11 protein-coding genes and 2 pseudogenes are annotated in these 14,209 nt (G+C 69.2%); 4 read left to right on the top strand and 9 right to left on the bottom strand.

Annotated features, from left to right (window positions below):
* Nucleotide 1: 1 nt before the first annotated feature.
* Complete coding sequence (locus BN940_RS05280; protein WP_043680927.1) at nt 2-1,495, bottom strand: CoA-acylating methylmalonate-semialdehyde dehydrogenase; 1,494 nt, start codon at nt 1,493-1,495, stop codon at nt 2-4.
* Nucleotides 1,496-1,584: 89 nt separating this feature from the next.
* Entirely contained in the window at nt 1,585-2,799 is a 1,215-nt protein-coding gene (locus BN940_RS05275) for an ABC transporter substrate-binding protein (RefSeq protein ID WP_043680924.1), read from the bottom strand.
* A 275-nt stretch (nt 2,800-3,074) separates the two neighbouring features.
* On the opposite strand from BN940_RS05275, the pseudogene BN940_RS05270 reads away from it, so the two are divergent.
* A pseudogene (locus tag BN940_RS05270) lies at nt 3,075-3,983 on the top strand (LysR family transcriptional regulator); the annotation flags it as partial.
* A gap of 154 nt (nt 3,984-4,137) precedes the next feature.
* Here BN940_RS05270 and lptF read toward each other — a convergent pair.
* On the bottom strand, nt 4,138-5,253 hold the full coding sequence (lptF, locus tag BN940_RS05265; protein ID WP_043680920.1) for an LPS export ABC transporter permease LptF: 1,116 nt from the start codon (nt 5,251-5,253) through the stop codon (nt 4,138-4,140).
* A 60-nt stretch (nt 5,254-5,313) separates the two neighbouring features.
* Here lptF and BN940_RS05260 point away from each other — a divergent pair, with 60 nt between their 5' ends.
* From BN940_RS05260 to BN940_RS05250, 3 genes are all read left to right on the top strand, one after another.
* Nucleotides 5,314-6,828, top strand: coding sequence for a leucyl aminopeptidase (locus tag BN940_RS05260; protein ID WP_043680917.1), 1,515 nt, complete (start codon nt 5,314-5,316; stop codon nt 6,826-6,828).
* Nucleotides 6,825-7,286, top strand: coding sequence for a DNA polymerase III subunit chi (locus BN940_RS05255; protein WP_043685948.1), 462 nt, complete (start codon nt 6,825-6,827; stop codon nt 7,284-7,286). The genes BN940_RS05260 and BN940_RS05255 overlap by 4 nt, the downstream gene beginning before the upstream one ends.
* 155 nt (nt 7,287-7,441) lie before the next feature.
* Nucleotides 7,442-8,143, top strand: a complete 702-nt coding sequence (locus BN940_RS05250) for a Bax inhibitor-1/YccA family protein (RefSeq protein WP_043680914.1) — start codon at nt 7,442-7,444, stop codon at nt 8,141-8,143.
* A 40-nt stretch (nt 8,144-8,183) separates the two neighbouring features.
* Here the strand turns inward: BN940_RS05250 and rarD are convergent, their stop codons facing one another.
* The 6 genes and pseudogenes from rarD to lepA form a co-directional block, all read right to left on the bottom strand.
* Nucleotides 8,184-9,083, bottom strand: coding sequence for an EamA family transporter RarD (gene rarD, locus BN940_RS05245; RefSeq protein ID WP_043680912.1), 900 nt, complete (start codon nt 9,081-9,083; stop codon nt 8,184-8,186).
* 15 nt (nt 9,084-9,098) lie between these two features.
* Entirely contained in the window at nt 9,099-9,689 is a 591-nt protein-coding gene (recO, locus tag BN940_RS05240) for a DNA repair protein RecO (RefSeq protein WP_043680909.1), read from the bottom strand.
* Nucleotides 9,682-10,596 carry a GTPase Era gene (gene era / locus BN940_RS05235; RefSeq protein WP_043680906.1) on the bottom strand — a complete coding sequence of 305 codons (915 nt, stop codon included), beginning with the start codon at nt 10,594-10,596 and terminating at the stop codon, nt 9,682-9,684. Before era ends, recO begins: the two co-directional genes overlap by 8 nt.
* Nucleotides 10,597-10,718: 122 nt before the next feature.
* Nucleotides 10,719-11,462: pseudogene (gene rnc / locus BN940_RS05230) on the bottom strand (ribonuclease III); the annotation flags it as partial.
* Nucleotides 11,462-12,349, bottom strand: coding sequence for a signal peptidase I (lepB, locus tag BN940_RS05225; RefSeq protein ID WP_043680903.1), 888 nt, complete (start codon nt 12,347-12,349; stop codon nt 11,462-11,464). The pseudogene rnc and the gene lepB, both read right to left, overlap by 1 nt.
* 21 nt (nt 12,350-12,370) lie before the next feature.
* Nucleotides 12,371-14,164 carry a translation elongation factor 4 gene (gene lepA, locus BN940_RS05220; protein WP_043680900.1) on the bottom strand — a complete coding sequence of 598 codons (1,794 nt, stop codon included), beginning with the start codon at nt 14,162-14,164 and terminating at the stop codon, nt 12,371-12,373.
* Nucleotides 14,165-14,209 lie beyond the last annotated feature (45 nt).

Genomic DNA, 14,209 nt, shown 5'->3' with positions numbered 1-14,209 from the left:
CCTACTTCATCGAGATCGTGGTGTTGACCTCGCGCGGATGGGCCTGCCAGCGGGCGGTCACAGTCTTGGTCTGGGTCCAGAAGTAGACCGACTGGCGGCCGTTGGGGCCCAGGTCGCCCAGCTTCGAGGCGCGCGAGCCGGTGAAGCTGAACCAGGCCACCGGCACCGGGATGGGGATGTTGATCCCGACCTGGCCGACGTCGATGTTGTTCTGGAAGTAGCGGGCATGGCCGCCGTCCTGCGTGAAGATCGAGGTGCCGTTGCCGTTGGGATTGGCGTTGATGAACTCCACCGCCTCTTCCAGCGTGTCCACCAGCACCACCGACAGCACCGGCCCGAAGATTTCCTCGCGGTAGATGCTCATGTCGGGCTTCACGCCGCTGAACACCGTCGGCCCGACGAAGTTGCCCTTTTCATACCCGGCCACCTGGATGCCGCGGCCGTCGAGCAGCAGCTCGGCGCCTTCGTCCACGCCCTTCTGGATCAGGCCCTCGACGCGCTGCTTGGCGGCGGGCGAGATCAGCGGGCCCAGGTCCGCCTGGCGGTCGAGGCCGATGTTGACCTTCAGCTTGCGCGCGCGCTCGACGAAGTCGGGCAGCCACTTCTGCGCCTCGCCCACCAGCACCAGCACGGAGATCGCCATGCAGCGCTCGCCGGCCGCGCCGAAGGCGGCGCCCAGCATCGAGTTCAGGGCGGCCTCGCGGTCGGCGTCGGGCATGATGACGCTGTGGTTCTTGGCGCCCATCATGGCCTGGCAGCGCTTGCCGGCGTGCGAGGAACGGCGGTAGATTTCCGTGCCGACGCGGGTCGAGCCGATGAAGGACACGGCCTTGATGTCGGGATGGTCGCACAGGGCGTTGGCCACGTCCGCGCCGCCGTGCACCACGTTCAGCACCCCGGGCGGCAGGCCGGCTTCCAGGGCCAGCTGGGCCACCATCAGCGAAGCCGTGGGATCCTGCTCGGAAGGCTTGTAGACGAAGGTATTGCCGCAGGTGACGGCGATGGGGAACATCCAGCACGGCAGCATCACGGGGAAGTTGAAGGCCGTGATCCCAGCGCACACGCCCAGGGGCTGGATGACCGAATAGACGTCGATGCCGGTGGCGGCATTTTCGGCATAGTCGCCCAGCTGCAGGGTGTGGGCCGACGCGGCGTGGTCCACGCCTTCCAGGCCGCGCGCGACCTCGCCCTCGGCATCCGGCAGGGTCTTGCCGTGCTCGCGGGAAATGGCCTCGGCGATCTTCGGGGTGTGTTCGCGCAGCAGCTGGGCGAAATCCACCATGATCTGGCGGCGCTTGGCCTGGCTGGTGTTGCGCCAGGTCTTGAAGGCCTCCTTGGAATCGGCCACCGCCCGCTCGACTTCGGCCGGCGTGGCGAAAGGCACCCGTGCGACCACTTCCTGGGTCGCCGGATCGATGACGTCGCGCCATTCCGTGGTTTCGGACTGGACGAGTTTCCCGCCGATCAGCAGCGGGACGCGTGGGATGTCGCTCATTAAAACCTCCTGGGTAGATTCGGTGAACGTCCGGTGACGTTCGTCAAAGCGGAACAAAGCGGAAATCGGTATCGGGCCCGGGGCCCGGTTCAATGCTTGACCAGCGGGCAGGTCGAGGCCGACAGGGGCTGGAAGGCGTCCTGGGCCGGGATCGTGGCCACCAGCTTGGACAGGTCCCATTCGCCCCTGGATTCGGCGGGGGTCTTGACCTCGTACAGGTACATGTCGTGGATCACCCGGCCATCGGGACGGATCGAGGCATTGTGCATGATCGGATCCTGGATCGGGATCTCGCGCATCTTCGCCGCCACCGTGTCGCCCTGGGTGGAGCCGGTGGCCGCCACGGCCTTCAGGTAATGCCGCACGCTGGAATACACGCCGGCCTGCGTCATGGTGGGCTTCTTGCCCTGGTAGGCCTGGGCGAAGCGGTCGGACCAGGCGCGCGAGGCGTCGTCGAAGTCCCAGTAGAAGCCGTCCACGTAGCTCAGGCCCTGGGCGTTTTCCAGGCCCAGCGCGCGCAGATCGGACAGGAACACCAGCAGGGACGCCAGGCGCTGGCCGCCCTTGACGATGCCGAATTCGCGCGCCTGCTTGATCGCGTTGACGGTGTCCTGGCCGCCGTTGGCCAGGGCCACGACCTGGGCGCCGGAGCTTTGCGCCTGCAGCAGGTAGGAGGCGAAGTCGGGCGCGTTCAGCGGATGCGGGACGGAGCCCTTGACCGTGCCGCCCAGGGCCTTGACCATGTCGGAGGCGCCCTTTTCCAGGGAGTGGCCGAAGGCGTAGTCCACCGTGATGAAGAACCAGGACTTGCCGCCCTTGTCGAACATGGCCTTGACGCCGCCGATCGACTGCGAATACACGTCGAACATCCAGTGGAAGCCCACCGGCGAGCAGTTCTTGTTGGTCAGGTCCGTGGTGGCCGGGCCGGAGAACATCACCACCTTGTTCTTTTCGCGTGCGATGTTCTGCACCGCCAGGGCCACCGCGGAATTGGTCAGGTCGGCGATCGCCGTCACCCCGTCGCGGTCGAACCACTCGCGGGCGCGCGCCGCCCCCACGTCCGCCTTGTTCTGGTTGTCGGCCGAGACCAGCTCGATCTTCATGTCCTTGCACTCGGCCTTCAGGCAGTCGTCGATGGCCAGCTGTGCGGCCGCCACCGAGCCCATGCCGCCCATGGACGCGTAGGTGCCGGACATGTCGGTCAGCACCCCGATCTTGACGGGCGGGGTCGCCGCCTGCGAAACGGACAGGGACATCGCGGTGGCGCACAGGGCCGCCGCCAGGGTGGGGGTGAATCTCTGCATGGTCTTGTCTCCGTTGTCGTTGGGGATCCCGTGGACACGTCCGCGCGCCGCGCGCAGGCCTGGCGCGTCCGGCGGGCCCGCAGGTCCGCCGTCTGCGCGGCGGGATGAGGAATCGGAAACCTCCGGACGAGTCTCGCGCCGCGTGCATCGGCGCATCCGGGCAAAGGTTCCCTTGCTCCCTGGCCCAGTTTAGTTGTGTAAAAAACTTATTACCATCAAAATATTTGCACATTCGTTGACGATAATTGCACAAGGAAACGTGCAGGGGGAACACCATGGCAGACTGGGACGCGATCCGCTATTTCCTGGAAGTCGCCCGCACGCAGCGGGCCAGCGCCGCCGCCCAGCGCCTGGGCGTGCGGCACAGCACCGTCACGCGGCGCATCCGCGCGCTGGAGCAGGACCTGGGCGTGACGCTGTTCGAGAAATCCCGCGCCAGCGGCTACACCCCCACCGAGGAAGGCCTGCGCTTCTTCGCCCACGCCGAGCAGGTGGAAAGCACCCTGCTGGCGGCCCGCGAATCCCTGTCCGGCGCCGCCCAGATGCCTTCCGGCCACCTGCGCATCGGCTCCACGGAAGGCTTCGGCAGCACGGTCCTGACCCCGCTGATGGTGGATTTCCAGCGCCGCCACCCGGCGATGACGCTGGACATCATGCCGGTGCCGCGCTTCATCAGCCTGTCCAAGCGCGAGGCCGACATCGCCATCGCGCTCGAACGCCCCCAGCGCGGCCCCTACCTGTGCACCAAGCTGGCCGACTACAGCCTGCGGCTGTACGGCACCCGCGACTACCTGGCGCGCCACGCGCCGATCCGGCGCCAGGCGGACCTGGGCCGGCATACCTTCATCGGCTACGTGGACGAGCTGCTGTTCAGCGACCGGCTGCGCTACCTGGACGACCTGGTGCAGCCTTCGCGCGTGGTGTTCCGCAGCACCAGCGTGCTGGCCCAGTACCACGCCGCCCTGGGCGGCCAGGCGCTGGCGATCCTGCCCTGCTTCCTGGCGGCGCAGGACGAGCGCCTGGAGCCCGTGCTGGCCGACTCGATCCTGGTCACGCGCAGTTTCTGGATGTACTGCCACGAGGACCTGCGCCGCACGCGCCGCGTGATGGCCCTGTGGGACTACCTGAAGCAGGCCGTGGCGCTGAACCGCGACCTGCTGCAGGGCCGCGCCCGCGAACTGCGCACTCCCGCCGGCGACTGGACGCCGTCCTACGCCCCGGGCGCCGCGCCGCGCCGGCGGCCGCCTGAGCCGCCCCGCGGGCGAACCTGCGCGCGAAGCGCACGTCCCGGGGTCGCCGCGCGCGGCCGGCGGCCCGCGTCGGGCGGAATCCGGGCCGTCAGGCCGCCCGGGCCCTGCGCCGCCTGGGCCGAGGCATGCGCAGGCGCCGCCACATCAGCCCCAGGCCCAGGGCCAGGAAGGCGGCGTGCACCAGCCACAGGCCGACGCCGAACGACAGCACGCCGTTGGCGATCCAGCCGCGCGACAGATTGATGAGGTTCATGTACAGCAGCGCCAGCAGGCCGGCGATCAGCAGGTCGCCCGAGCGCCCCAGGCGCGGATTCACCGCCCCCAGCGGCAGGGCGATGAGCGCCAGGTTCAGCACCGCCAGCGGCAGCGACAGGCGCCACATCAGCTGCGACAGGGATTCGGCGTCGCCCTGGGCGATCAGGTCCAGGGTCGGGCGCGCCTTGATCTGCTGCAGGGCCTCCTGGCGCCGGGCTTCCAGCGCGCCGGGATCGCTGCGGCTTTCGATGCGCACGCCGTAGCGGTCGAAGTTCAGCAGCCGCATCTCGGGCGAACCGGGCTTGAGATCGTAGCGATGGCCCGGCCCCAGCACCAGGAAGCGGTCGCCGTTGGGCTCGGTGCGGATGGCGGCGCTTTCGGCCGTAACCACGCTGAGCCATTCGGGCTCGATGATGCGCGCCACCACCCGGCCCAGCTCGTCGTCCGGCCGGACGGGCGATTCGGCGAAGAAGACCCGGCGCCCGTCGTCGGTCTCGATGAACTGGCCGGCCGAGACCTTGGACAGGTCCGAGCGCTGCTCGAAGCGCTGGCGGTATTCGGCGATCTGGCCGTAGGCCCAGGGCGAGGCGGACAGGGTCAGCACCGCCACCACGGCTGCCACCGGCAGGGCGAAGCGCATCACCGGACGCAGCCACTGGGCCAGCGACAGGCCGCTGGCGAACCAGACGGCCATCTCCGACTCGCGGTAGCTGCGCGTGACGGTGGTCAGCACCGCCACGAACAGGGACACCGACAGGATCACCGGCAGCGCGGTGATGCTGGAGAAGGCCGCCAGGCCCAGCACCACGTTGGCGCCGATGTCGCCGTTGGCGGCCTCGCCCAGCAGGCGCACGATCAGCACGCTCAGCCACACCACCAGCAGGGTGGAAAACACGATGCCCGCATGGCTGGTGATCTCGGAAAAGACGGCGCGCTTGAACAATGTCATGGAAAAATGCGGAATAATGGACCGTCTGATCCCCGAATCCACCGGACCCAAGGAAAACGAATGGAATTTAGCACAACGACGTCGGCATCCCTGCACACGCTGAAGACCCAGGCCCTGGCCGTGGGCGTGTTCCAGGACGGCGTCCTGAGCCCCGCGGCCGAGGCCCTGGACCAGGCGTCCAAGGGCGCGATCCGGGCCATCGCCAAGGCGGAATTCGATGCCACCCCCGGCGCCATCCTGACGCTGCACGCCCCCGTCGGCATCGCCGCCGAACGCGTCATTTTACTCGGGCTGGGCGCCCAGGAACGCCTCCCGGCGGCCACCCTGGCGCGCGCCCACGAGGCCCTGGCCGCCTATTGCGTGCGCGCCGGCGTCGGTCACGCGGTCTCCACCCTGTGCGCCCTGCCCTGCGCCGACGCCGACGTCGCCGACTGCGCCCGCACGGCCGCGCAATCGGTCAGCGCCGCCGCCTACCGCTACGACACCACCTTCAGCAAGCCCAAGCCCGCGGCCAAGCTGCGCGCCTTCGTCCTGCACCTGGGCCGCGGCCAGGCCGCCCGCGCGCGCGTCGGCCTGGACCAGGGCGCGGCCATCGGCGCGGGCATGAATCTCGCCCGCCTGCTGGGCGACCTGCCCCCCAACGTCTGCACCCCCACCTACCTGGGCAATACGGCGCGCAGCCTGGCCAAGCAGTTCAAGACCCTGAAGGCCGAGGTGCTGGACCAGAAGAAGATCGAGGCCCTCAAGATGGGCTCGTTCCTGTCGGTGGCGCGCGGCTCGGCCGAGCCCCCCGCCTTCATCGTCCTGCGCCACACCCCGGCCGGGGCCGCCGCCCGCAAGGCCGCCCCCATCGTGCTGGTGGGCAAGGGCATCACCTTCGACGCCGGCGGCATCTCGCTCAAGCCCGGCCCGGGCATGGACGAAATGAAATTCGACATGTGCGGCGCCGCCAGCGTGCTGGGCACGATGCGCGCCGTGGCCGAGCTGAACCTGCCGCGCGAGATCATCGGCATCGTCCCCAGCTGCGAGAACCTGCCCAGCGGCACGGCCAACAAGCCCGGCGACATCGTCACCAGCATGTCGGGCCGCACCATCGAGATCCTCAACACCGACGCCGAGGGCCGCCTGATCCTGTGCGACGCCCTGACCTACGCGGAACGCTTCAAGCCCGCCGCGGTGATCGACGTCGCCACCCTGACCGGCGCCTGCGTGATCGCCCTGGGCCACGTCAACAGCGGCCTGTTCACCCAGGACGAGGCCCTGGCCACGGACCTGCTCGCCGCCGGCCGCCGGGCGCTGGACCCGGCTTGGCGCATGCCCCTGGACGATGCCTACCAGGATCTCCTGAAATCCAATTTCGCCGACATGGCCAACATCGGCGGCCGGCCCGCCGGCTCGGTGACCGCCGCCTGCTTCCTCTCGCGCTTCACCGGCAAGTATCCCTGGGCGCACCTGGACATCGCCGGCACGGCCTGGCACGAAGGCAAGCAGAAGGGCGCCACCGGCCGCCCCGTGCCCCTGCTGGTGAGCTACCTGCTGGGCCAGTGCCCGGCGCAGGCGCCCGCGGCCGCATGACCCGGGTGGATTTCGCCTACGGCGCGGCGCACCGGCTGCGCATGGCCTGCCGCACGGCGGCGCGCCACGTCGGCGCCGGCCGCCGGCTGCTGGTGTACTGCACCGACGCGCGCCGCCTGCAGCGCTTCGACGCCCTGCTCTGGGAATTCGAGCCGGCCAGCTTCATCCCGCACGCCCTGGCCGGCGATCCCCTGGCCGGCCAGGCCGACGTGGTCCTGGTGGCCGACGCCGGGACCCTGGCCGGCACGCCGCCCCTGGGCTGGCTGCTGAACCTGGACCTGGACTGCCCGCCGCGGGCCGAACGCTTCGAGCGCATCCTGGAAATCGTCTCCGGCCACGAGGCCGACATTCAGGCCGCCCGGCGCCGCTGGTCCCTGTACCAGCAGGCCGGCCACGAGGTGCGGGGCCACCGCCTGCCGGCCGACCACCCCGCCGTGGGGAACCATCCCGGCGGCTGAGTGTCCAAGTCCTTGAACCACCCCGTCCCGGCCTTCCGGGAGGGTGCCGGACGATGTCTTCCTCGCATGGACGATACCGTTCAGCTTGTTGTAAGATTGGAGTCATTCCAGCCGGCGTTTCGCGCCGGCCCCACGCACCACAGGAATCCGCCATCATGACCGACTTCCGCCACACGCTTCCCGACGCCGGCGCCTACGCCGCACCGGCCGCCGTCCGCAACCGCGTCCTGCGCAACACCTACTGGCTGCTCGCGCTGTCGCTGATCCCCACGGTCCTGGGGGCCGCCGTCGGCCTGTCCTTCGGCATGAACCAGGCCATGGCCACCAGCCCCGGCATCAGCACGCTGATCTTCCTGGTCGGCGCCATCGGCCTGATGTTCATGATCGAACGCAACAAGAACTCCTCGCTGGGCGTCGCCCTGCTGCTGGGCTTCACGTTCTTCATGGGCGTGATGCTGTCGCGCCTGCTGGGCCACGTCCTGGGCCTGGGCAACGGCGCCCAGCTGATCATGCTGGCCTTCGGCGGCACCGCGGCGGTGTTCGGCGTCATGGCCGCCGTCGCCACCACCACCAAGCGCGACTTCACCCATCTGCAGAAATTCCTGTTCGTGGGCGTGGTGCTGCTGCTGGTCGCCATGGTGGCCAACATCTTCCTGCAGCTCCCGGCCCTGATGCTGACCCTGTCGGTGCTGGCCATCGGCATCTTCTCGGCCTTCCTGCTGGTCGACCTGCAGCGCATCGTCCAGGGCGGCGAAACCAACTACGTCTCCGCCACCCTGGCGGTCTACCTGGACCTGTACAACATCTTCGCCAACCTGCTCATGCTGCTGGGCATCTTCGGCGGCAACCGCGAATAGCATCCAACCTCCCAAGCGGGCCCCGGCCCGCACGGCCGGTTCAGGCCGCGCCGCCTCCCGCAGGCGGCGCGGCCTTCAATTTTCTGATCCCCTCCGCGGCCACCAGGCCCACCGCGATCCAGATCGGCACGTAGGTCAGCCACTGCGCCGGGGCCACGGGCTCGCCCATCAGCAGGAACGCCACCCAGAACAGCAGCACGGGTTCCACGTAGCTCAGCAGGCCGAACAGGGACAGGGGCAGCATGCGGCTGGCCGCCAGGTACATCGACAGCGACACCGCGCTCAGCAGGCCCAGCACGGGCACCTGCAGGATCAGGCGCGGATGCGCGGCGAACAGGCGCACGGCCTCGGCCGCCTGGGCCTGCAGGATCACGACCGCCGCGGGCAGCAGGAAGAACATGTCGAACCACAGGCTGGTCAGCGCATCGACCCGCAGCCGGCGGCGCAGCATGAAGTACGGCGGATAGCCCAGGGCCACCAGCAGCGTGGTCCAGGACACCGTCCCCAGCCGCCACCATTCGTGCCCGACGCCCAGGGCGGCGAACGCCACCGCCCAGGCCTGCCAGGCGCTGAGCCGCTCGCGGTAGAACAGCCGCCCGACCAGCACCATCACCAGCGGCAGCAGGAAATAGCCCATGGACACGTTCAGCGCGTGACCGTGCAGCGGCGCCCACACGAACAGCCACAGCTGCACCCCCAGCAGCAGCGAGCACACGATCATGGCCGCCAGGAAGCGGCCGCGGGAGAAATTCCGGGCGGTCTGGCGCACCGCCCCCCAGCCGCGCGCCCGCTGCACCACCAGCGCCAGCATCGGCAGCCCCATCAGGATGCGCCAGGCGAACACGATGTCGCCGTCGAAGGGCTGCATCAGCGTGGCGTAGAAATACATGGTGGCGAACAGCGCCGAGGACGCCACCGACAGCAGAATGCCTTTTTTCATCGCGCGGCGGCCCGTTCAGTAGCGCTGCAGGTCCATCAGCACCTGGCGCGTGCGCAGGGGCGCTTCCAGCAGCTCGTCCAGGCGCTCGCGCAGCGCCTGGCGCAGCGCCGGCTCGGCGCCCGCCTGCTCGAAGTCCGGCATCGGGACGTCCAGCCCGTAGCCGGCCTGCTCCAGCAGCAGCCACTCGAAGCGGCGCAGCGCGGCGGCGTGGGGGCGGCCGCGCGCGCCGGCCAGGGCGTCCAGCGCGGCCTCGTAGGCGTCGAACACGCCCGGGTGCGGGTCCTCGCGCCCCAGCAGGCGCAGGATCAGTTCGTTCATGTACCAGCCCGACATCATCGCCCGGCCGTCGAGCAGCCGCACCGGGCCGGATTCGGCGCGCGTCAGCGTATGGACCTCGGCCGAGCCGGTCCAGGACAGCCACAGCGGCTGGAAGCCCACCAGCACCGCGCGCAGCGCCGAATAGGGGCGCTTGGCGCCCTTGGCCACCAGCGCGACGCAGCCGTGGTCGCGGGTGAAGGCCTGCACGACGAGAGAGGTTTCACGCCAGGGGCTGGCGTGCAGCACGTAGCCGCGCGCATCCAGGATGCGCCGGCCGCGTCTACTCATAGCCCAGTTCCCGCAGCGCCGCCTCGCGGTCGGACCAGCCCTTGCGGACCTTGATGTAGACGTCCAGGAAGACCGGCTTTTCGAGCAGCTTGACGATGTCCTGGCGGGCCTCGGTGGCGATGCGCTTCATGTGCTGGCCGCCCGCCCCCAGCAGGATGGGCCGGTGGCTGTCGCGCTCGATCACGATGCAGGCGGCGATGCGCGCGCCCTCGGCGTTTTCTTCCCACTGCTCGATGACCACGGTGCAGCCGTAGGGCAGCTCGTCGCCCACCAGGCGGAAGATCTTTTCCCGGATCAGCTCGGCGGCGAGGAAGCGCAGCGGCCGGTCGGTCAGGGTGTCGGGCTCGAACAGGTGCTCGCCCTCGGGCAGGTGGCGGGCGATCTCCCGCAGCAGGACTTCGAGCTGCACGTCGCGCAGCGCGCTGACCGGCACCACCGCCGCGTAGGGGAATTGCTCCATCAGGCGCGACACGTAGGCGAACAGGGCGTTCTTGTCCTTGAGGGCATCGACCTTGTTGACCGCCAGGATCACCGGACGGTTCTGCGGCAGCAGCGGCACCACGCCGGCGTCGCCCGCCGACCATTTGCCGGCCTCGACGACGTGCACCACCACGTCCACTTCCGCCAGGGCCTGGGTGACCACCCGGTTCATCATGCGGTTCATGGCGCCGCCGTGCCGCGTCTGGAAGCCGGGGGTGTCGACGAAGACGAACTGGTCGGGGCCGCGCGTGAGCACGCCGTGGATGCGGTGGCGCGTGGTCTGGGCCTTGCGCGAGACGATGGACAGCTTGGCCCCGACCAGGGCGTTGCCCAGGGTGGACTTGCCCACGTTGGGGCGGCCCACGATGGCGACGAAGCCGCAGCGGCTGGGGGGGGGAGCGTCGTGCGGGGCGGGAGCGTCGTTCATGTCTTCTGGTCCTGAGTCTGGCCCCGCGCCCGTGCCTGGGTCTGGACCTGTTCCTGGGCCTGGGTCTGAACCTGTTTCGGGGCCGGGGCCGGGTCCTGGCCCGGGAGCGGATCCCGGGCTCCGTCCTGCGCCACGGCCACGGGCAGGGACAGCTGGGCCGGCTTGCGGCGGCGCGCCGCCCGGCGCACCGGCCCCAGGGATTCGATGGCGGCGATCGCCTGGCCGGCGGCGGCCTGCTCGGCCGCCCGCCGGCTGCTGCCCGAGGCCTGCGCCCGGATGCCGAGCGGGGCGATCTCGCAGACCACGTCGAAGAGCTGGTCGTGCGCCGCCCCCCGGGTGGCGACGACCTCGTAGCGCGGCAGCGGATGGCCGCGCCCCTGGACGAGCTCCTGCAGCAGGGTCTTGGGATCCTTGCCGAAGGTGCGCAGGTCGATGTGCGCGAGGATCGGGCGGTACAGGCGCTCGATGACGCGGCTGATCTCGGGATAGCCGCCGTCCAGGTAGACGGCGCCGAAGAGGGCTTCGAGCGCATCGGCCAGGATCGAGGGCCGGCGAAAGCCCCCGCTCTTGAGCTCGCCCTCGCCCAGGCGCAGGTGGGCCGACAGGGACAGGTTCTGGGCGATGTCGGCCAGGGCGGACTGCTTGACCAGATTGGAGCGCACCCGCGACAGGTCGCCCTCGTCCATTTCGGCGTGCTCGGCGAACAGCAGCGTGGAGACGACGAAATTCAGGACCGAATCCCCCAGGAATTCCAGGCGCTCGTTGTGCGGCATGCCGTGGCTGCGATGGGTCAGGGCGCGTTCCAGCAGGCGCGCGTCGCGGAAGCGGTAGTCCAGGGCGGACTGCAGGGATTCCAGGGAGGCCATCACTCGAACCCGCCGATCCGGCTGGGCGAACCGAAGTTCATCCAGATGAAGAAGGCGCGCCCGACGATGTTGCGGTCCGGCACGAAGCCCCAGTAGCGGCTGTCCAGGCTGTTGTCGCGGTTGTCGCCCATCATGAAGTAGTGGCCGGCCGGCACCGTGCAGCGCACGCCGTCGGGCAGGTAGGCGCAGGCCTGGAAATCCGGGAAGCGCGTGATCGGCATGAGTTCCTGCGGCGCCTGGACGTTGAGCAGGATGCGGTGCGACACCTCGCCCAGCTGCTCGCGGTACTGTCCCACGTAGACCGCGCGGTCGGGCTCGTAGTAGTCGCCGTCGCGCACGCGCTGCACCGGCGTGCCGTTGACCGACAGGACCTTGTTGCGGTATTCGATCACGTCGCCCGGCACCCCGATCACCCGCTTGATGTAGTCCACCGAGGGATCGACCGGATAGCGGAACACGACCACGTCGCCGCGCCGCGGCGAGCCCACGTCGAGGATCTTGCGGTCGATCACCGGCAGGCGGATGCCGTACTCGTACTTGTTCACCAGGATCAGGTCGCCGTTTTCCAGGGTCGGCAGCATGGAGCCCGACGGGATCCGGAAGGGCTCGACCACGAAGGAGCGCAGCACGAACACGAACAGGATCACCGGGAAGAAGCTGACGCAGTATTCCACCCACCAGGACGGGCGGTTGGCCCGCTCGTAGATCCGGTCGCACTCGACCTGCAGGGCGGCGGGATCGAGCCCGGCGGCGTTGTTGCGGCAGGCCTGCGCGGCCGCCTCGGCGCGGGCGCGGCGCCGGCCGCGCAGGACCCCGACGTCCAGCAGCCAGACCAGGCCCGTCACGACCAGCGCGACGAACAGCAACAGGGCGAAATCCCAGCTCATGCGGCGTCCTTTCTCACTTTCCTACTTGTCCTCGACCTGCAGGACGGCCAGGAAGGCCTCCTGCGGGATTTCCACGTTGCCGACCTGCTTCATGCGCTTCTTGCCGGCCTTCTGCTTTTCGAGCAGCTTCTTCTTGCGCGAGATGTCGCCGCCATAGCACTTGGCCAGCACGTTCTTGCGCAGCGCCTTGACGTTCTCGCGGGCGACGACTTCCGCCCCGATGGCGGCCTGGATGGCGATGTCGAACATCTGGCGCGGGATCAGGCCGCGCATGCGCGTGACCACCTCGCGCCCGCGCGGACGGGCGTTGGCGCGGTGCACGATCATGGACAGGGCATCGACCCGGTCGCCGTTGATCAGCAGGTCCACGCGCACCACGTCGGCCACGCGGTATTCCTTGAACTCGTAGTCCATGGACGCGTAGCCGCGCGACACGGACTTCAGGCGGTCGAAGAAGTCCAGCACGATTTCCGCCAGCGGGATCTCGTAGCGCAGGTGCACCTGGCGGCCGTGGTAGCTCATGTCCAGCTGCACGCCGCGCTTGGCCGTGCACAGCGACATCACCGGCCCGACGTATTCCTGCGGCATGAACAGCGTCACCGTCATGATGGGCTCGCGGATTTCCTGGATGTGGCCGACCTCGGGCATGCGCGAGGGGCTGTCCACCCGCAGCAGCGTGCCGTCGCGGTGCAGGACCTCGTAGACCACCGACGGCGCGGTGGTGATGATGTCCATGTCGAACTCGCGCTCCAGGCGCTCCTGGACGATGTCCATGTGCAGCAGGCCGAGGAATCCGCAGCGGAAGCCGAAACCCAGCGCCTGGGAGACTTCCGGCTCGAACATCAGCGAGGAATCGTTGAGCTTGAGCTTTTCCAGGGAATCGCGCAGCTGGTCGTATTCGCTGGATTCGACCGGGTAGACCCCGGCGAATACCTGGGGCTTGACTTCCTTGAAGCCCGGCAGCGCCGCGGCGGCCGGTTTGCCGGCCAGCGTCAGGGTGTCGCCGACCTTGGCGTGCTGCAGTTCCTTGATGCCGGCGATGATGAAACCGACCTCGCCGGCCGAGAGGCGCTCGCGCGGCTGGGACTTGGGCGTGAACACGCCCAGCTGCTCGCACAGGTGGGTGGCGCCGGTGGCCATCAGCAGGATCTTGTCCTTGGGCCGCAGGGTGCCGTTGACGATGCGCACCAGCATCACCACGCCGACGTAGTTGTCGAACCAGGAATCGATGATGAGGGCCTGCAGCGGCGCGTCGGGATCGCCCTGGGGCGGCGGGATCCGCGCCACGACGGCTTCGAGGATCTCGTCGATGCCCAGGCCGGTCTTGGCGCTGGCCAGGATGGCGTCGGTGGCGTCGATGCCGATCACGTCCTCGATCTCGGCGGCGGCGGCGTCCGGGTCGGCCGAGGGCAGGTCCATCTTGTTCAGGACCGGCACGACCTCGACGCCCAGCTCGATCGCGGTGTAGCAGTTGGCCACGGTCTGGGCCTCCACCCCCTGGGTGGAGTCCACCACCAGCAGCGCGCCCTCGCAGGCCGACAGCGAGCGGCTGACTTCGTAGGAAAAGTCCACGTGGCCCGGGGTGTCGATCAGGTTCAGGTCGTAGACGCGGCCGTCGGCCGCCGTGTAGCGCAGCGCCGCCGTCTGGGCCTTGATGGTGATGCCGCGCTCGCGCTCGATGTCCATCGAATCCAGGACCTGGGCTTCCATTTCGCGGTCCTGCAGGCCCCCGCAGCGCTGGATCAGACGGTCGGCCAGGGTCGATTTGCCATGATCGATGTGCGCAATGATGGAAAAGTTGCGGATGTGGTCCATAGGATAGAAAGGAAGAAAAAATGGAAAAGGGAACGCCGCGGGGCG

Origin of the sequence: Castellaniella defragrans 65Phen (assembly GCF_000612685.1) — a bacterium.
GTDB lineage: Bacteria > Pseudomonadota > Gammaproteobacteria > Burkholderiales > Burkholderiaceae_B > Castellaniella > Castellaniella defragrans.
This window is presented reverse-complemented; position numbering and strand designations above follow the sequence as displayed.